This window comes from Elizabethkingia sp. YR214, assembly GCF_003058195.1.
In the GTDB taxonomy this organism is placed as follows: Bacteria; Bacteroidota; Bacteroidia; order Flavobacteriales; family Weeksellaceae; genus Elizabethkingia.
The window spans coordinates 109,378-128,154 of record NZ_QBUH01000005.1 but is presented as its reverse complement, the minus strand read 5'-3'; the positions used below and the strand labels follow the sequence as shown (position 1 = coordinate 128,154).

The 18,777-nt window shown below is 34.9% G+C and carries 16 protein-coding genes, 4 tRNA genes and 1 pseudogene; all 21 read left to right on the top strand.

The window, feature by feature from the left end:
- Window positions 1-53 precede the first annotated feature (53 nt).
- The 21 genes and pseudogenes from C8J95_RS11325 (at window position 54) to C8J95_RS11225 (ending at window position 18,752) form a co-directional block, all read left to right on the top strand.
- The gene (locus C8J95_RS11325; protein ID WP_059324516.1) at window positions 54-677 is read left to right on the top strand and encodes a DUF5683 domain-containing protein; all 624 of its coding nucleotides are present in this window, start codon (window positions 54-56) and stop codon (window positions 675-677) included.
- A 100-nt stretch (window positions 678-777) separates the two neighbouring features.
- A complete protein-coding gene (gene dapB, locus C8J95_RS11320; RefSeq protein ID WP_107808436.1) occupies window positions 778-1,476 on the top strand; it encodes a 4-hydroxy-tetrahydrodipicolinate reductase in 699 nt (232 codons plus the stop codon).
- A 62-nt stretch (window positions 1,477-1,538) separates the two neighbouring features.
- A complete protein-coding gene (lepB, locus tag C8J95_RS11315) occupies window positions 1,539-3,143 on the top strand; it encodes a signal peptidase I (protein WP_107808435.1) in 1,605 nt (534 codons plus the stop codon).
- A complete protein-coding gene (locus C8J95_RS11310; protein WP_107808434.1) occupies window positions 3,136-3,744 on the top strand; it encodes a WbqC family protein in 609 nt (202 codons plus the stop codon). The genes lepB and C8J95_RS11310 overlap by 8 nt, the downstream gene beginning before the upstream one ends.
- 6 nt (window positions 3,745-3,750) lie before the next feature.
- Window positions 3,751-5,433, top strand: coding sequence for a S8 family serine peptidase (locus C8J95_RS11305; RefSeq protein WP_107808433.1), 1,683 nt, complete (start codon window positions 3,751-3,753; stop codon window positions 5,431-5,433).
- 94 nt (window positions 5,434-5,527) lie between these two features.
- Complete coding sequence (locus tag C8J95_RS11300) at window positions 5,528-5,998, top strand: lipocalin family protein (RefSeq protein ID WP_034869249.1); 471 nt, start codon at window positions 5,528-5,530, stop codon at window positions 5,996-5,998.
- A gap of 22 nt (window positions 5,999-6,020) precedes the next feature.
- Window positions 6,021-6,713, top strand: a complete 693-nt coding sequence (locus tag C8J95_RS11295) for an OmpA family protein (protein WP_107808432.1) — start codon at window positions 6,021-6,023, stop codon at window positions 6,711-6,713.
- A 98-nt stretch (window positions 6,714-6,811) separates the two neighbouring features.
- Entirely contained in the window at window positions 6,812-7,696 is an 885-nt protein-coding gene (locus C8J95_RS11290; protein ID WP_107808431.1) for a decaprenyl-phosphate phosphoribosyltransferase, read from the top strand.
- A gap of 25 nt (window positions 7,697-7,721) precedes the next feature.
- Entirely contained in the window at window positions 7,722-8,306 is a 585-nt protein-coding gene (locus tag C8J95_RS11285) for an HAD family hydrolase (RefSeq protein ID WP_107808430.1), read from the top strand.
- Between the two features lie 116 nt (window positions 8,307-8,422).
- Window positions 8,423-9,586 (top strand): cysteine desulfurase family protein, encoded by a 1,164-nt coding sequence (locus C8J95_RS11280; RefSeq protein WP_107808429.1) that lies wholly within the window; start codon window positions 8,423-8,425, stop codon window positions 9,584-9,586.
- 68 nt (window positions 9,587-9,654) lie between these two features.
- Window positions 9,655-9,969: a thioredoxin gene (trxA, locus tag C8J95_RS11275; protein WP_009085023.1), complete on the top strand. Its 315-nt coding sequence runs from the start codon at window positions 9,655-9,657 to the stop codon at window positions 9,967-9,969.
- Between the two features lie 137 nt (window positions 9,970-10,106).
- A tRNA-Asp gene (locus C8J95_RS11270) sits at window positions 10,107-10,180 on the top strand.
- Window positions 10,181-10,210: 30 nt separating this feature from the next.
- Window positions 10,211-10,284 (top strand) — tRNA-Asp (locus C8J95_RS11265).
- 31 nt (window positions 10,285-10,315) lie between these two features.
- Window positions 10,316-10,389 (top strand) — tRNA-Asp (locus C8J95_RS11260).
- A 31-nt stretch (window positions 10,390-10,420) separates the two neighbouring features.
- Window positions 10,421-10,494 (top strand) — tRNA-Asp (locus C8J95_RS11255).
- Between the two features lie 1,571 nt (window positions 10,495-12,065).
- Window positions 12,066-13,379, top strand: coding sequence for a LuxR C-terminal-related transcriptional regulator (locus C8J95_RS11250; RefSeq protein ID WP_158267937.1), 1,314 nt, complete (start codon window positions 12,066-12,068; stop codon window positions 13,377-13,379).
- Window positions 13,380-14,268: 889 nt separating this feature from the next.
- Window positions 14,269-14,478, top strand: a complete 210-nt coding sequence (locus tag C8J95_RS11245) for a hypothetical protein (protein WP_107808427.1) — start codon at window positions 14,269-14,271, stop codon at window positions 14,476-14,478.
- A gap of 45 nt (window positions 14,479-14,523) precedes the next feature.
- The gene (locus C8J95_RS11240) at window positions 14,524-16,131 is read left to right on the top strand and encodes a fimbrillin family protein (RefSeq protein WP_107808426.1); all 1,608 of its coding nucleotides are present in this window, start codon (window positions 14,524-14,526) and stop codon (window positions 16,129-16,131) included.
- 77 nt (window positions 16,132-16,208) lie between these two features.
- Window positions 16,209-17,093, top strand: a complete 885-nt coding sequence (locus tag C8J95_RS11235) for an alkyl hydroperoxide reductase (protein WP_146165454.1) — start codon at window positions 16,209-16,211, stop codon at window positions 17,091-17,093.
- 83 nt (window positions 17,094-17,176) lie between these two features.
- Window positions 17,177-17,420, top strand: a pseudogene (locus C8J95_RS11230) (hypothetical protein); the annotation flags it as partial.
- Window positions 17,421-17,930: 510 nt separating this feature from the next.
- Entirely contained in the window at window positions 17,931-18,752 is an 822-nt protein-coding gene (locus tag C8J95_RS11225; RefSeq protein WP_107808424.1) for a GyrI-like domain-containing protein, read from the top strand.
- The last annotated feature ends 25 nt before the right edge of the window (window positions 18,753-18,777 follow it).

Here is an 18,777-nt window from a genome sequence, read left to right as displayed (position 1 = left end):
GCTTTCGTTCCATAAATGCAAGCCACTAAAAGTGGTTAATGAAAAATAGACGAATGAAAAAATTAATTGTTTTTTTTAGTACGCTTATCGTTGTATTTTGTTTTTCTCAGGAGAAAGTCAGTGATACAATAAAAAGCCCTTCGGTTACAGATACGCTTAGTGCTAAGAAAACACCTGATGATGTTATGAAAGACATCAATATGGTAAATGCAGCTCCCAAAAAAATAATTGAAATAAGCCCGACAAAAGCAGGACTATATGCTGCAATATTACCAGGATTGGGGCAGGCTTATAATAAAAAATACTGGAAGATTCCTATTGTTTTAGGAGCTATTGGTACCGGAGTAGGAATTGCAATGTGGAATGATAAGCAGTACAGACGCTATCGGGAAGCTTTTATTGCAGAACTGAATGGCCAAAAGCACGAATTTACGGGAATTGCAGGGGTGACTAAAGATGTGCTAGGGCGTACACAGGATAGGGCCAAGAGGCAGAGAGATTACGCAATTGCTATCACGGCCGGAGTTTATCTGCTAAGTATTATAGATGCCGTGGTAGATGCCCATTTAGCACCAATTAAGAATGACCCTGATCTGGCATTTGCACCAGTGGTTATTATGGATCCTACAGGTTTTGAACCTTCTAAGCCTGGTATAGGAATACGATACAGATTTTAAAATATTCGAATAAACTATAATGAAACCTTACAGGTGATTTTATCTTAGGATAATTGCCCGTAAGGTTTCATCAGATCAATAAAAAAATAAAAGTTATCTAATGAAAATAGCATTAGTAGGTTACGGTAAAATGGGTAAAATTATCGATGAAATTGCCCAAAAAAGAGGCCATGAAGTCGTAGCCAGATTAAAGGAAACACCAACAGCTGATAATCTGAATAATCCGGATGTTGTTATTGAATTTTCTAATCCGGAAGCAGCTTTTGAAAATATAAAAAACTGTTTGGCGCTTGGAATTCCTGTAATATGCGGAACAACAGGCTGGCTTGAAAAAAAGCCTGAAATTGAAAAATTAGCAGTTGAAAAGAATACCGCGTTTTTATACGGATCTAACTTTAGCTTAGGAGTAAACTTATTTTTTGCACTTAATGAAAGGCTGGCAAAAATGATGAGTCCTTTTCCTGAATACGATGTTCAGTTGGAAGAGATCCACCATATTCATAAATTAGATGCTCCAAGTGGTACGGCGATTACACTGGCAGAAGGAGTAATTGGAAATTCAGGTTTTGAATCCTGGAAACTAGAAGAAACGAAAGGCAAAGAATTAGGTATATTTGCTATTCGTGAAAATGAAGTTCCGGGTACACATAGTGTATATTACCGTTCGGAAGTGGATGAGATTGAGATTAAGCATACAGCTTTCAACAGAAATGGCTTTGCTTTGGGTGCAGTAGTTGCTTCGGAATGGATCAAGGATAAAAAAGGTGTTTTCACCATGAATGACGTGTTGGGTTTGTAACATTTACCCTGAAATTATAACTAATCATTTGAACAAATAAAGATTAATCAAATCAGAAACTGATGAATTACGTTCTTACATATTGCTTTTATGTATTAATCCTGAGTGTATTAATGGGGATTTCTACATGGAAGCTGTTTAAAAAAATGGGATATAATCCTGTTTTTGCATTTATACCTTTTTACAACTATTCAATAGTACTGAAGGAAACCGAGCATCCTAAATGGTGGGCAATATTATCATATTTACCAATTGTAGGCCCTATTATGATGTCCGTTTTTCATTTATTTTTAATGAAAAAGTTTGGTAAGGTTTCTTTTGTACAAAGAGTTCTTACTGTTGTACTGCCTTTTATCTATATGGCAGTAGTTAACTATTCAAAAGATACAGAAATCTATAAAGAATTTTTACTACAGGGAGAAGAGGAAGCAAAGAAGAAAGATGGCTTCTGGGGATCTGTTGTGTATGCTGTTGTTTTTGCAACCGTTATTCACACATTTATCACCCAACCATTTGGTGTACCTACGGGCTCTATGGAAAGGACAATTCTGGTTGGAGACTTCCTGTTTGTAAATAAACTGAACTATGGTTACCGTTTTCCGATGAGACCTGTCGCAATTCCTTTCTTACAAGGGACTATAGGTGGAAGTGCTAACCCTAAAAAAGCAACAAAATCTTATGTAGATGGTGTAAAGCTTCCTTATTTCAGACTTCCGGGTTGGGAAAAGGTAGAAAGAAATGATATTGTGGTATTCAACTATCCTGGAGACTCTGCACACGTTGCAATAGACCGTAAAGATCCTTATGTAAAAAGGGTAGTAGGTGTTCCGGGAGATGTTATTGAAATGAGAAACGGAAGGTTATTTGTAAATAATCAGCCTGAAAAAATATTGGGTGATGCAGAAGTACAACATTCTTACTTAGTATATACTTCTTCTGCATTGGATGTAAACCGTCTTTGGAAAGTATATGGCTATTTACCTTTACAGGAAGGAGAAATGCCAACAGGAGGATATGTTTATCAGTTCCAGGGATTAACAGATAAAACTGCTGCTGAAATAAAGAGCCTTCCGGAAGTAACTAAGATGGAAGAAGTCATCAATCCGAAAGGAGAAGCTGCAATTAGCTATTACAATCAGCAAACCAAAGCTAAAATCGATACAGCTCAGTCTATATTCCCTATTAATAAACCATGGAATGCAGATCAGTATGGTCCGCTTAAAATTCCTAAAAAGGGTGATGTTGTAGCTGTAAACAAAGATAATTTGCCTGAATACCAATGGATTATTCATAAATACGAAGGGCACAAACTGGAAAATAAAAATGGTAAAATCTTTATCGATGGTAAAGAATCTAGCCAGTATACTATAGAACAGGACTATTACTTTATGATGGGGGACAACAGAGATGCTTCTCTTGATGCCCGTTTCTTTGGATTCGTTCCGGAGCAGTACATTGTAGGTAAGCCTATGTTTACATGGTTAAGCGTACAGGGTGTCTTTGATGAAGGGCCAAAGAAAGTCCGCTGGGATCGTATGTTCAAAGCATCTAATACAGGCGATATGAACAAAACATCTTACTGGTGGATTGCCGTACTTATATTGGTATTGTTCTTTGGATGGGATTATTTTACTAAAATGTTTAAGAAAAAGAAAGAAGATGAATAATGTACTTCTTCCGATATTCTACTTGCCACCAGTACAATGGTTTGCAGAATATCTGGATGAGAATAATGATGTTGTATTTGAAGAGTGGGAAAACTTCCCTAAACAAACCTACAGGAACCGTACAGAAATTTATGGTGCCAATGGTAAGCTTGCGCTGATTATTCCGACCAAGCATACCGGAAGCAGATTGTATAAAGAAACGGAAATTTCTTATGCGGAGGATTGGCAAAAGCTGCACTGGAAGTCAATAAAAACGGCTTATCAGAGTTCTCCTTATTTCGAATTTTACGAGCATCAGCTAGAAGATATTTACTCCGTTAAGACAGAAAGTTTAATGGAATTTAACCTTCGGGCTTTAAATATTATTTTAAAAATACTGAAGACTGAGAAAAACAATGTTTCTACTTCCACGTATGAAAGAGAACCTGAGGCTATTGACTTTAGAGATTCATTTTCAGCAAAGAAGAATACATACCCAGCTTCAAAAGAATATTATCAGGTATTTTCAGATAAGCTAGGCTATATTTCAAATTTGTCAATTGTGGACTTATTGTGCAATCTTGGCCCGGAATCTGCAGCATACCTTAAAAATTTTAAATAAAAAGTTATGAGAAAATTCTTTATAAGTGCTGCTTTCCTGACAGCATTTACTTTTGGTTTTTCACAGGAAACCTCCGATAAGCAAAATAAGGATTTGGAAACCTGGTATCATAAAGATTTTGCTACAACCAAAGTTTACGGAGTTAATACTGAAAAAGCTTATAAGTTCCTAGAATCAAAAGGACTAAAACCACAAACTGTAATTGTTGGTGTTTTGGATAGCGGAGTAGAGGTAGATCATCCGGGACTTATAAAGAATATGTGGGCCAATACCAAAGAAATACCGGGTAACGGAATTGATGATGATGGTAATGGTTATGTAGATGATATCCACGGTTGGAATTTCCAGGGGGGTAAAAATGGTGATGTTGATGTAGATACTCAGGAAGTGACCAGAGTAATCCAGAAATACAAGCCTCTTTTTGAAGGTGCTGATTCAGCCGCAAATAAAGCCAATCAGGCAAAAATGCTTGCGGAGTTTGATCTGTATATGAAGTCGAAAGATATTTATACAGCAAAAAATGGTGAAGCACAGCAATATTATGTGTTTTATACAGAGCTTAAAAACAGAATCCCGGCAATTATAGGATTATTGGGGGGCAAAGCTTTAACACCTGAAAATGTAAAAGCTATTGTGCCTAAAGATGGTCTTGAAGCTAATTATGTAGGTATTCTGGATAATATGACGAAAGATGGTGATCTGGCTGGTAAAAGTGGTAATGATCTTCAGAAAGTTTTTGCAGAACAAATAGATGAAGGAATAAAGCATTATAAAACACAAGCAGCTAAACAGTTTAATCTGGACTATGACCCACGTTCTATTGTAGGAGATAACTACAATGATATTAATGAAACAAAATATGGTAATAACCATTACGAAGGGCCGGATGCAGAGCATGGTACGCATGTTTCAGGAATTATTGCAGGTTTACCAAACGGTAAAGAAGTTCAGTACGGGGTAGCTTCCAGAGTCGCTAAGATTATGACGGTAAGAGCTGTTCCGGATGGTGATGAACGTGATAAAGATGTGGCAAATGCTATCCGCTATGCTGTAGATAATGGTGCAAAAGTACTAAACATGAGTTTTGGAAAGCCTGTTTCTCCAGGCAAAGATAAAGTTTGGGAAGCATTTAAGTATGCACAGGATAAAGGTGTACTTTTAGTAAAAGCAGCTGGTAACGAAGAGGAGGACATTAGTGAACATGTAGCTTTTCCTACCAATTTTAAAGACCCAGCAGATGAAAAACCTTTTGTAAATAATGTAATTGTTGTTGGAGCAAGCACAAACGATAATAATAAACTAAGAGCTTCATTCTCCAACTATAACCAGAAAATGGTAGATATTTTCGCCCCGGGAGAGAAAATATATTCTACAGTACCAGATGGTAAATATAAATACCTTCAGGGTACTTCTATGGCTTCGCCAGTTGTTGCAGGGGCTGCGGCTGTATTGTTAGCTTATATGCCGACACTTACACCTGCCCAAATTATTGAGGCAATTGTAAAAACAGCGAATAAGTCTACAGCAGATGCTGGTATCGAAGGGCGTAAGGTAAATAATACATTCAATTATATGTCCAGATCCGGAGGTGTAATGGATCTTTATAAGGCAGCAGAATATGCTTATAATAACTTTTACAGTTCGGGGAAAAAACTTCCTGTAAAATCCAAAACAAAGGTTAAGAAATAATATCAAAAAAAAACATCTTCAAACGAAGATGTTTTTTTTGATTTCGAAATTTTTGGCACAATTTTTTATTACCTTTATATTAAATAAACAATTTATGAAAAATCTATTACTTACGGGATTGTTTGGCTCTATGGTAGCCGTTTCCTGTTCAACAGCAAATCAGGCACAGAGTGCACGTAATGACAATTATAGTTTAAAAGGTACCTGGCAGATTACTAATGTAGATTATGATAAAAACTATAAGATTAAACCTTTCGATGAGGGAGTTGATATTAATTGTTTCGTTGGCAGCCAATGGAAATTGGTTCCGAACAATAATACAGGATCTTATTCTATTTCGGAAGCAGCTTGTCCAGGTGTAAATACTCAGTTTAAATTTAATGTAACTACTGACAGACAGTTCTCTTTCAAGAAAATTCCAAACGGAACTAAAGCAAAAACTGTAACAGCAGGTTACTTCCTTCAGTTACAAAATCAGTCACCTGATTCATTTGAATTGGTACAAACTGTTGGAGATTCTTCCACACCGGTAAACGTTGTATACCATTTCCAGAAAATTAACTAATCTACTTTAAAATTAAAAAAAAATGAAATATTTAAATAAATCAAGCGTAGCAGCTTTATTCCTGTCAGGAAGTTTATTACTAACTAGCTGTGAAGCTGTACAAAATGCTAACAACACACAGAAAGGTGCAGCTATCGGTACTGCTGGTGGTGCTGTACTAGGGGGTATCTTAGGAAACAACATCGGTCGTGGTGGTAATGGTGCTATCGGTGCCGTATTAGGTGGTATTCTTGGTGGTGTTGCCGGTGGTGTTATCGGTAACAAAATGGATAAGCAGGCTAGAGAAATCAACCAGGCTTTACCAGGTGCTGAAGTAGAAAGAGTAGGAGAAGGTATTAAAGTTATCCTTAACGAAAATACAATTAACTTCAATTTCGACTCTGCAACACTTACGCCGACAGCTAAAGCTAACTTAGATAAGTTAATCCCTGTTTTCAAAAACAACCCGGATACCAATATCAATGTTTACGGACATACAGATGCTAAGGGTACAGATTCTTACAACCTTGGATTATCTGAAAGAAGAGCTAACTCTGTGATCAGCTATTTCGTTGCGAATGGTCTTTCAAGAGATCGTTTTGTAGCAAAAGGTATGGGTAAAGCAGAGCCTATCGCTACTAATGATACTGATGCAGGAAGAGCTCAGAACAGAAGAGTAGAGTTTGCAATTACCGCAAATGATAAAATGATTCAAGACGCTAAACAAGGTAGATAATTAAGTCTTTTTAGCTTCGATATAAAAAAACCACTGCCCAGGCAGTGGTTTTTCTTTATGATTATTATAATTGTTACTTTTGCATCAGTATATTATAAATGAAGAAGTATTTAAAACTTTTACGAGTTGAGCAATGGGTGAAGAATTTATTTGTGTTCTTACCTGTATTTTTTTCCGGAAAAATAATGGATACAGATCTTTTTTCTAAGAGCTGTATCGCCTTTATAGTGTTCTCTCTTACAGCCAGCTGTATCTATATTCTAAATGATTATATGGATATAGAACTGGATAAGCGGCATCCTGAAAAGCGAAACAGACCATTGGCCAGTGGTGCTATAGGAAAGAAGACAGCTATTGGTATATTTGTTTTATTGCTCGTACTAGCGGTAGCTTTTACCTTGTATATGCAAAATCAGGGACTGGAAATACAGGAATTTGCTACAGTCATTATCTCTTACTTTGTTATTAATATTCTCTATACCTTTAAATTAAAGCATGTTGCTATTGTAGATATTTGTATTATTGCTACAGGTTTTGTACTCAGAGTTTTAGCAGGTGGTTATATTACCGGGATTGTGGTTTCCCAGTGGGCAATACTACTTACTTTTATTCTGGCATTAGTATTGGCAATAGGAAAAAGAAGAGGCGAGCTCATCAATGCACAGATTAATGGTAAAACCAGAAAAGCCCTGGATGGTTATAATGTTCAGTTTGCCGATATTGCTTTATCTATTAGTTGTGCATTGGCGATTGTATGTTATCTGATGTTTACACTCTCACCAGAGGTACAGCAGAAATTTCACCCGAGGGTTTTTTATACTGTAATTTTTGTTGTTTTTGCTTTTTTACGCTATTTGCAGCAGACCTTGGTGTATAATAAAACAGAATCACCGACAAAGATTATTTATAAAGATCACTATATACAAGCTACAATGCTGCTATGGCTTATAGCATTTTTATTACAGATATATTTCAAAAAATAAAATACATCATTAAAACACTTTGCAAATGAAAAAATTGTACTGTTTTGATTTTGACGGAACGATAACGACTAAAGACACAATGTTTCTGTTTCTTAGGTTTTATAACCCGGGACGTTATTATTTTCAGTTTATGAGACATGTTCCGTTGTTTCTAATGATGAAGCTGAAACTGGCGAATACAGAGAAGGTGAAAAAAAGCTTTATTACTTCTATATTAAAAGATGAGAAGCAAAAGAAGCTGGAGGAACTGGCTCAGAACTTTTTTAAAGAATACAAAAACAGCATTATGAGAGAAAATGCACTGGATTTCTTTAAAAATATAGATAAGAATGCAACGGCCTATCTGGTAACCGCATCTTTGGATATCTGGGTAAAGCCATTTGCTGAGCATTTTAATTTTGGATATATTTCTACAGAAGCTAAATTTGTAAATGGTAAATTTGCAGGAGATTTTGCAACCAGAAATTGTAATGGGCCCGAAAAGGTCACTCGAATCAAAAGAACGATAGATTTAACAAGGTTCGACAAGACCATAGCCTTCGGAGATACCTCCGGAGATAAGCCAATGCTGGAGTGGGCAGATGAAGGGTATTTCAAATTTTTTCACTAATTTTAATATTTGAATACAAGGCACTCGAAGGGGAATATTAATGTATGTTTTTATGTTTCTCCTTGCAATAGTATAAAATGATAATGTAAAAACATAATAACAACGAGAGATCTAAAATGGATAGAGTTTATCTTGATAATGCAGCGACAACACCCCTTTTGGAAGAGGTAATTGATGCAATGGTAGATGTGATGAAAACCCAGTATGGGAATCCATCTTCCACATATAGTATAGGGCAGGAAGCAAAAGCTATAATTGAGGAGAATAGACGTAAAGTTGCGGCTTACCTTAATGTAACACCTGCTGAGATTATTTTTACTTCCTGTGGTACTGAGTCTAATAATATGATCATAAGATCAAGTGTAGATAACCTGGGAGTACAACGCATTATTACTTCTCCTATGGAGCATAAATGTGTTGCAGAAGCATGCCTTGAAATGAAGAAAATGAGAGGTGTAGAGTTAGTTTATCTTCGCCCAAACAGTAAAGGTGATTTCGATCTTGCAAAGCTTGAAAGCCTTCTTCAGAATTCTGAGAAGAAAACATTGGTATCGCTGATGCATGCTAATAACGAAATCGGAAACTTGTTGGATATAGAGAAAGTTGCTGCACTTTGCAAGCAATATGATGCTTTATACCATTCAGATACGGTACAAACTGTTGCGCATATGCCTTTAGATTTCTCTAAAATTATGGTTGACTTCGCGTCATGCAGTGCTCACAAATTTCATGGTCCAAAAGGAGCCGGATTTGCTTTCGTAAGAAAATCTTCCGGACTTAAAGGGATTATTGTAGGCGGATCTCAGGAAAGAAGCCTTCGTGCCGGTACCGAAAACGTAACAGGTATTGTAGGATTAGGTAAGGCTTTGGATATTGCGGTAGAGCATATGGATGAATATGCTAACCATATGGAGGATATTAAGGCTTATACAATAGAAAAATTAACAGAAAAGATACCAGGAGTATTATTCAACGGACATAGTGCAGAAAGAGGCTCCAGTCTTTACACTTTATTAAGCGTACTTTTACCATTTAAGAACCCGCTTATCGGCTTACAGTTGGATATGAAAGGAATTGCAGTATCTCAGGGGAGTGCATGCAGTTCCGGAGCAGCTAAGCCTTCTATGGTAATGATGTCGATACTTACAGACGAGCAAATGGATAACGGTACTCCGCTTCGTCTTTCCTTTAGTCATATGACTTCAAAATCCGACATAGATGCTTTAGCTAAAGCACTGGAAGAGATTAAGGAAGGGACTATCGAAAAAATGAATGTTTGATATAGACATTCAGGTATAATAAATTGTGTAAATTTGTAGACTTAAATTAAACTGAAATAATAAGAATTATGGCATTAGAAATCACTGATTCAACATTTAGCGAAATTATCAATTCGGATAAACCGGTATTAGTTGACTTTTGGGCAACTTGGTGTGGTCCGTGCAGAATGTTGGGTCCAATTATTGAGGAAATTGCTACCGATTTTGAAGGAAAAGCGGTTGTAGGAAAAGTAGATGTAGACAACAATCAACAAATCTCTATGGAGTTTGGGATTAGAAATATTCCTACAGTTTTAATCTTCAAGAACGGAGAAGTAGTGGACAAATTGGTTGGTGTATCCCCAAAAGAGGTTATTGCGCAGAAGCTTTCTGCTCACTTATAGAAAAAAGTATAACTGATAATGAACGCTTTCCCGACTGGGAGAGCGTTTTTTTTGAAAAATATTTGTTAGTATCGATTATTGTTGTATTTTTGCAACCACAATAATCGAAGAGCATACGTTTTTAAATATTGTCGATTGATCCGGTAGTTCAGCTGGTTAGAATGCCGCCCTGTCACGGCGGAGGTCGCGGGTTCGAGTCCCGTCCGGATCGCAGAGGTTTTATCAATTTCCTTAAAAAATTGATCCGGTAGTTCAGCTGGTTAGAATGCCGCCCTGTCACGGCGGAGGTCGCGGGTTCGAGTCCCGTCCGGATCGCAGAGGTTTTTATCAATTTCCTTAAAAAATTGATCCGGTAGTTCAGCTGGTTAGAATGCCGCCCTGTCACGGCGGAGGTCGCGGGTTCGAGTCCCGTCCGGATCGCAGAGGTTTTTATCAATTTCCTTAAAAAATTGATCCGGTAGTTCAGCTGGTTAGAATGCCGCCCTGTCACGGCGGAGGTCGCGGGTTCGAGTCCCGTCCGGATCGCAAAAGGTTTACAGATATTCTGTAGACCTTTTTTATTTTATACCAGTTTCAAAAGTAGCTAAAAACCACAATCTGAAAGTGATCTATAAAAAGGGAAGTGAAAGCTTACTGAAAGGTAAGAAAAGCCTATTTGCAGACTTGTTCAGAAATTAATTGAACATCCTATGGAATGTTTTTAATGAGTTTATGTTTAAAATTTTTTAAAAACAGCACAAAAATGGATAAGACGTTCAATCTATTTTTTATCTCAAAAAGTTAAAATCAATGCACTGAGAGAAGTGCTTATTTGTATGAGAATTACCTTGAATGGTGATATTTCTGAGCTAAGTAGAAAACAACTATATTCCAATCTTTCAGAATTATAATGTTAGAATGGAGAAGTTGGTAAGGAAATAACAAATTTATGTAGGCTAAGGCTCAATAAGAATATATTACTTCTCAACTTTGCGATTCACTAAAATCACCTCAGTATATCTTATTAGCCAGCTATTTCAGGCTGATATAATCAGATTATAGATATATTTCTTTGGAAAATATCTCACTTTTTCTGTCAGAATGCATGAGCTTTTGTAAAAAAGATTTTATAATATATTGGAATGCGGGAGTAGATGAGCTGTATATAAGTGTTTTTACCTCTAGAGTATGTGATGGGTATCTGTTTTTTTTATGTTTACTTTTTCATTTGTATTACTTTGTGGGAACATAATTTAAGAGAAGCGAAAGTATAGGATTTGGCAAACCTTCTCCGCTTTAATTTTAGAAATTGAAAAAAAATAATTGTGATGTTCAATAAAGAACGCAGTAGTTTAATGGAAAAATTTATAATAAGAAAAGATTTTAGTCTTTACAAAGAACCAAAATATGATCATAAAGCCGAGGCAGGTATTTAAATTTTAAAAAGATGTAATAAATTCTGATCAGAATAGTTGACAGGTACTGGTATATTTATTCGCGTCTATCCATTTTGTAAATAACAAAAGAACTGCTTGCAATTATAGAATTGTACCAAAAAAACAATCATTTATTACTTGTAGAGAGTGGAACCTAGTTTTTTTACTTATTTCCACTCCTTTTTTAAAGTAAATATATATTGTAAATGCAAACAAAGCCAGTTTGTAATTAGAATATCATTAAGAAAATAAAAAACATCACTATCTTTCTTTTATTAAGGTAGTTATATTGGGTAGCAGTGTTTAGAATTATGCTACCCTTTTCTGTAGTATAATTCATACTTAATTTCAATATCAATAAGTTTTTTTGAAATACTTTTTTCTGCTTTATACTAAATAAGTAAAGTTGAAATTCTAATGTACTTAAAATAATACCTGTATCGCTGAGTTTATAATTAATAATCACTTGTTTTGTTAATGTGTTATAAATATGATTTGGGTTATTTTGTTATTAATTATTTATGTATAGGTTTTTATAATTGTTATATTTGAATTAAATTTACTATTATGGTAGTTAAAATATTTTTTATTTTTTTTACGCTTCCATTATATTGTTTCTCTCAATATACGGCCAGTCAAATAGATACTTTGTTACTCAATCCAACCAGATATAATAAAAATATGTCTAAGGATGAGATCATATTATGGAATAAAAGTCTTATTGATAAATCATTAAAACTGGATTATCTTAAAGGTGAAATATTAGGATACAGGAATATAGCAACCGTTTTAGGAGAAAGAGGAAAGTATCAGGACGGCCTAAAATGTTTAAGTATAGCAGAAAAAAAAGCAAAAGAATTAGATGATAACTATATGTATGGACAAGTATATACTGAATATAGTAAGTTATACAATATGATTGGACTTTCCGAATATGCAGTAAAGTATGGTGAACAAGCTATAAATTATGCAACAAAAGCAACCGGTGTATCAGAAAGGGATTATAAATTATTATTATCCCGTATTTATGGGAATAATGCCATTTGTTATGTTAAAAACGATAAGAAAAAAGCCTTACAAAATTTATATAAATCTTACGCATTAAGAAAAGGACTTGAGGCTAATGTGAATCTTGCGACGTACTATAATGAAATTGAATATAATCCGGACTCTGTAAGGGTTTATGTTAATAATTCTATTTCTATACTGAAGACTCCAAAATATGAAAATAATTATTTTGTATGGGGGCATGTCTATTATATTAGGGCAGAATCATTGGCTAAGCAAAAAAAGTATGAGGAAGCAATTGATGACTTTAAAATTGCTTTGGAGTACTCTAAAAAAGAAAAGATGCCTATGAATGAGCTGATGATTTATCAGAAGATGATTTCAATTTATAAAAAGACAGGTGATTCCGACCAGGAGCTTATTGTAACGAGAGAATATAATAAAATTAAAGAATTTCTTGATAAACAGGGAAAAGATGTAATAACTATTTCTATAGAAAATATACTTGAAGAAAAGAAAACAGAAAAAAAGGCAATGAATAAAAAGATCTATTATATCATAGGGATTTGTGTTTTATTACTGTTAATGGCAAAAGTTATTATTAGAAAATATCAGAAAAAAATAATATTAAAGGAAAAGTTTTTGTCTAGTAAAGATGCTGAGAATAAGGTTCTTATAAAAAGAGTGAATGAAGAGTTTGATAATATTATAGAGCTGGCAAAAAATAATCATCCTAATTTTTATACCCGTTTTCAGGAATATTATCCATCTTTTCAGCCTAAACTTTTGGAGCGTAACCCGGATTTGCAAATAAGTGAACTTAGCTTACTTGCCTATATTTATTTAAATTTTCAGACAAAAGAAATAGCTGATTATACCTTTAAATCTCCTAAAACTGTACAAAACAGAAAACATTTGTTAAGAAAGAAGCTTAACATTCCGTCCGATGAAGATTTTTACGTATGGTTAAAGAATATTCTTAGTTAAATCGAAATATTTATAATGGCAGTTTTTTTAGAATTATTGATAAAAGCATTGCCAATCTAAATTTAAAAAACTGCTATCCTTAAATAAGTGTAATTCTTAATATTATTACAGGTTATATGCTGCAGGGTATATGATGGGGGTTAACTTCTTTTTTTTCTAGCCCATTTTGTTGTTGCTTTGTTTCAGGATTTCAATATTAATGAAATTGCTCGCTATACAGAGATAAAAAATTACGTTTTGTCTGCTGTTTGTGTGTTTTAATAGAATGAAATAATATCTAACCAAAAAAAATAATTATCATTTTGTTTGTCTAAAAAGGACTGCCAAATATTTTGAGTATTGACATGTACTTCATCATATTTTTGTTAAATGGCAGTTTATAGGGAACTCTAACGCATTCATTATGCAGGGGTTCTCTTTTTTTTGAATTCCAAAATTTTCTTGATGCTTGGAGCTAAATATAGATCCGAAGATGTAATACAGAACTTTTGTACGTATAAAGATAAATTTAAAACAGTACTTATATTAATCTTAATCGGATTGAAATAGTAAATACTACTTTCGACAGCATTGAATTATCAACAACTTTCAGGTGTAATAACAAGAAATATTGATCAATTTCTAATAAACCACTCCCTATTCATAATTTATTATTTCTGTTACATAGGATGTACAAACACTAATTAGCACTATATAGTAAATAGTGGCTTTGTTGACAGGAATAGACAATATTCTGTAAGCATTATTGTCAGGCTGTTTTAGACGAATGGGGATACGATGGGTATGTTGTTTTTTAGTTGAACGCTTGAAGCATAGCTAGATTTGCGAATATTTCATAAAACATATTTTTTGTTGTATGCAAGACATTTAACTATAAATTAAAATCAAGATGAAAAAAACAAAAAACCAAGAACCTTTCGAGGTGCTTACCAAAAAAGTGTATGTCCCTCCTATTGTGGAAGTTCAGAAAATTGAAATGGAACAAGGATTTGCGGCCAGTTCAGCTGCTGTAGAACCGGTAGCCGTTTCGGGAAATACAAGTGCTGTTTCTACAGACTTTGTGGGTGAAGATAATACTGTATTTGATTCTTCGTTCTAAGTTCTCAAAATTTTGAAATTGTATAACATTTAAGAATTAAAAACAATGAAAAAAAATATTAAAAGCCTCTTTATTTTAGCTTCTTTACCTGCTCTTTCATTAATGACATCGTGCAGAAGTGAGACGGAAGTAAGGAATATTACGTCAGGCCGTGCACCCGTAAAGTTTAATTTAACTGGCAGCAGTTTTGATGATGATACTTCAAAACCCAGTGCACTACAGGCCTCTGTAAAATCAACCCCAATAAATGCTGTTACCCATAGTCACATTGCAATGGTAGATCCGAGTACTCAGGCGGAAATATTAGTGGAATCTGATTCGGGTATATTGAAAAACGGGGCTCAAGCCTCTGTAGGTGGAGGCGCTATGGCCGCCGTTGCAGGAGATCCGTTTGGTGTGGGTATTTCATTTAGAACCATAGCCTACAGAGCCAGTGATGGGAGTTATCAGGCGCATCAGGATTATATTGTGGGGCAGACATCAGTTCCCATGATGTTAGATTCAGGAGTGGCTTATAATATAGTGGCCTATTCTTACGGAACCTCAACATTACCGGCAATTAGTTCCGGAGAACAGGCTAATATCAGCAGTGCTGTGGTAAATTATGATAATGCGAATCCTGATTTCATGTATCAGAAATTGGCATTAACCCCTGATGGGAACATTACAAATACATTAAATCTGAACTTACGCCATAAATTAAGTTTAATAACCACCACTTTAGATGTAACAAATTTAGGAATGGGGACGATTACGAGCATTTCCAATGCCAAGATTCAGCCTCACAGTACAACAGGAACCTTTGCATTATCTACGGGGAATATAACAAGAGGAGCAACCAATGCAAATGTACCGGTAGTTTTTGCAGGACCATTTCCTTCGAACACTGCTACATCTGCTCCGGTATGGGTAAATGCACAGGCAAATGCTAGCGATGATAATAATCCCTCTAATGTGGGGCGTTTAACAGCAGATATAACAGTTGGAGGCAGTTTGAGGAGTCTTACAATCCCTTCTTTTGCGATTACTCCGGAGCGCAAACAAAATATTACGGTGAATTTTAAGACGTGCGGCGCTTATATCGGGGCTAATACGAATCCTGCAAATTTTAAAGCATTTATGTGCCATAACCTGGGAGCAGATCAGACTGTCAACGGCTTTTCTCCGGTAAGGGAAATTCATGGAGCAAAATATCAGTGGGGAGCTGTTGCATCTCAAACCGACAGGTATGTTTCTCAGGCCGTGGATCAATCTACTCCAGGTCCTGTTAGTAGTGGATTTAATTATAATGCAACTCCCTTGGGTACTTTTGCCAACCCATGTCCAACAGGGTATCGTGTGCCTTCGAGTACTGAATGGGGATATGTACTTACCAATAATCCTCAAATAAGAAGAGTAGGTACTTGGAATAGTGATTCTGCAAATTTTGGGAGTGGTATATATTTTGGCGCTAATGGTAAGGAGACCTTATTCTTACCGGCTGCAGGCTGGCGTAACACAGGAATTTCAGGTAGAGGATCTTGGGGGCTATATTGGTCTTCAACATTATATAATGGTTACGGAGTACGTCTTGGATTTACTTCTAATACGCTAACATCAGTTGATGGACTCGAAAGAAATGCAGCAGCTCCGGTTCGCTGTATGGCCAACTAATTATAAAACATGTTATTTTGATGGTGTAATCTGCCATTGAAATAACATATTTTAATTTATAAAAAAGTAATTAAAGTATGATTAGGAGAGTGTTTATATTATTTATACTGATGGTAAGTGTTTTTGAAGGAAATTGTCAGACCATTAATATGAGTTTTCCCAAATTTGCAGGGAAAGAATATGAATTTGTTATCTTTCAGGGAAATGAGTATAAAAAAATCCTGCAGAGCACAATACCCGGTGACGGTAAATTTTCTATAATTATTCCTAAAGAATATAAAGGATATGAAGGGATGAGCAGATGGCTGCTTCGCACCGAAGAAGGTGGCGGTTTAGATTTGTACATACCAGGATATGATTTTGATATAAGTTGCGAGTCGGATAAGCCAAATGAAAGTAATGTGCATTTTACAAACAATACCGATAATGCGAAACTAAATAAGCTGTACAGAGAACAGGAGAAGATCCTGAATAAATACCAGTCTATGCTAATGGCTATAAAGTCTTATTCTGAGGAAGAAAAAAAATATAAATTTTTCGAAGCAGAAATGATAACCCAAAAAGCAGTTTACGAAGATTTTCAGGAGAAATTAATGAAAGATGGAGATTACATTTGCTCTTTTTTACAAATTGTTAATATCACCAATGGGCTGGGGACAAAATTATATGAAGAGGAAAAAATGAAAGCATTAAATATCTCCAATTTTATTGTGAAAGAAATGAAATGGGACAGATTGTATAACTCAGGCCACTGGATGGCCGTGATAGAAGGCTGGGTCAATATTCATACTAAGGTTTTAAAAAATAAAAAAATTTTTGCAAGCAGTTACGGTCTTATATGTTTAAAACTGAACCGTCTGGAAATGTACCGGGACTTCACAGAGCGTGTAGAATATTTCTTAAAACAACAAAATGAAACTAAATATCTCGAGTCTGTTTCTAAGTTAAACATAAAAAAATAAAGATATTATTCTAATTTTTGTTTATTCGATCAAAATTTGGCATCTAATATAAATGTATCTGATAACTAATTTGTGGCAGGCTATTATTTAAAATCTTCTGGACAGTAATGGATCAGCGTTATAACTATTTCTAAGAGCAAAAAAGAAAGGATGGAATGGATTGCTATTTACAGCGAGTACTATCCTAAATTTTTGGCTTTAAAAACTTTTGGAAGAAGTGATGTAACACCACCTACTGATGCTGAGGTAAAAGCAATGCAAAGCGCTCCTAAAACTTTTGTAGACAGGGTAATGAATGAAGCCATAAAGCATCTGTCTTCTAAATAATTTAACAATATTCTTATCATTTGTTTGTGAAAAAAGCTCCTATTTGGCTTTCAGAGAGGCAAAGCCTCTCTGTTTTTTTTACATTGGATTTTAATTATTATCACACATTGTACAAGCTTCGGTCCTCTGGAAAAGGATAAAAGATCTTGTGAAATTAGAGTCTCTATTTAAAACTTGTAATGTGATAAAAAGAATCAATCCAGTAAAAAGCTTTTGACAAAATAAAAAATCACGACTTCATAAGTGATAATCCTGCTCTTATTCAAATATCGGGCTGGTTAAATGATTGGAGTATTTCGGTAAGTATAGATATTGATAAAACTATGAACGAATTACAGAAAGTGAGTACGAATAATGACGCGTATGTATAAGAAAGTTATTTTTTGTAGATTATGATGCTGTTAGTGGAAGGTTGAACAATGATAGCTATGAGGAATTTATATGATAATATTATTTTTAAAAAAATTATCCGTTAAATTTGTTTTAGCAATTTTTTCGTAAAATGTAGGCATGGAAAGAATTCAACATATCATCAAATACATTGAGAATAATTACAATCAAAATATCCCGATCCAAAAAATAGAACAACTTTCCAATTATTCCTATCGCAATATACAACGCGTATTCAAAAATATTTTCAAGGAATCTCTGGGCGCGTTTCAAAAAAGACTGAAGCTAGAAAATGCCTATAAAATGCTTCTTTATACACATGCTCCTATTACCGAGATTGCTTATACTGTGGGTTTTGAAAGTTTGCAATCCTTCTCCAAATCGTTTAAAAAGCAATTCGATATGTCACCCCTTCAGGCCAGAGCGGCCAAACAGGAACTTTTTAATGGCTTTATCAGTAACTATCCAAAAGAGTACCCTAATATAGCTAGGGAAATAGTTTATCTAAACCAGATCGAAGTATTTTTTATTGCAGTACAAACAAAAAACTACGACCGCAGCAATATAGATTTGGCTTGGGATAAAATCAATGCCATTTTCAGTGACGATGCAAGTATAGCCTGTTATGGCATAATTGTAGACGAGCCGCTTATTACCAATAAAACGCGGTGCAGATACGAAGCCTGTGTAACCAAAGACCCACTTGATAAAGATTTTATTTCGATGCATATTTTGGGTGGAAAATATGCCAAATACATTCATAAAGGCAGCTATGACAATATTGAAGATACTTACAGATGCATATACCACGACTGGCTTTTTAATTCGGATTTAGAGTTTGATAGTTCCCCGATTGTAGAATACTATGTAAAAGAGGAGTTTAATACTGTAAAAGAAGAGCATTACATTACCGAAATTTTAGTACCCATAAAAAAGAAATAGTTGTCAATTTTGGACAATAGTGCAG

Excerpts from the sequence above, each read along its gene's own strand:
- C8J95_RS11325 (WP_059324516.1), top strand. The coding sequence starts at position 54 with ATGAAAAAATTAATTGTTTTTTTTAGTACGCTTATCGTTGTATTTTGT.
- dapB (WP_107808436.1), top strand. The coding sequence starts at position 778 with ATGAAAATAGCATTAGTAGGTTACGGTAAAATGGGTAAAATTATCGAT.
- lepB (WP_107808435.1), top strand. The coding sequence starts at position 1,539 with ATGAATTACGTTCTTACATATTGCTTTTATGTATTAATCCTGAGTGTA.
- C8J95_RS11310 (WP_107808434.1), top strand. The coding sequence starts at position 3,136 with ATGAATAATGTACTTCTTCCGATATTCTACTTGCCACCAGTACAATGG.
- C8J95_RS11305 (WP_107808433.1), top strand. The coding sequence starts at position 3,751 with ATGAGAAAATTCTTTATAAGTGCTGCTTTCCTGACAGCATTTACTTTT.
- C8J95_RS11300 (WP_034869249.1), top strand. The coding sequence starts at position 5,528 with ATGAAAAATCTATTACTTACGGGATTGTTTGGCTCTATGGTAGCCGTT.
- C8J95_RS11295 (WP_107808432.1), top strand. The coding sequence starts at position 6,021 with ATGAAATATTTAAATAAATCAAGCGTAGCAGCTTTATTCCTGTCAGGA.
- C8J95_RS11290 (WP_107808431.1), top strand. The coding sequence starts at position 6,812 with ATGAAGAAGTATTTAAAACTTTTACGAGTTGAGCAATGGGTGAAGAAT.
- C8J95_RS11285 (WP_107808430.1), top strand. The coding sequence starts at position 7,722 with ATGAAAAAATTGTACTGTTTTGATTTTGACGGAACGATAACGACTAAA.
- C8J95_RS11280 (WP_107808429.1), top strand. The coding sequence starts at position 8,423 with ATGGATAGAGTTTATCTTGATAATGCAGCGACAACACCCCTTTTGGAA.
- trxA (WP_009085023.1), top strand. The coding sequence starts at position 9,655 with ATGGCATTAGAAATCACTGATTCAACATTTAGCGAAATTATCAATTCG.
- C8J95_RS11250 (WP_158267937.1), top strand. The coding sequence starts at position 12,066 with ATGTCTAAGGATGAGATCATATTATGGAATAAAAGTCTTATTGATAAA.
- C8J95_RS11245 (WP_107808427.1), top strand. The coding sequence starts at position 14,269 with ATGAAAAAAACAAAAAACCAAGAACCTTTCGAGGTGCTTACCAAAAAA.
- C8J95_RS11240 (WP_107808426.1), top strand. The coding sequence starts at position 14,524 with ATGAAAAAAAATATTAAAAGCCTCTTTATTTTAGCTTCTTTACCTGCT.
- C8J95_RS11235 (WP_146165454.1), top strand. The coding sequence starts at position 16,209 with ATGATTAGGAGAGTGTTTATATTATTTATACTGATGGTAAGTGTTTTT.
- C8J95_RS11225 (WP_107808424.1), top strand. The coding sequence starts at position 17,931 with ATGGAAAGAATTCAACATATCATCAAATACATTGAGAATAATTACAAT.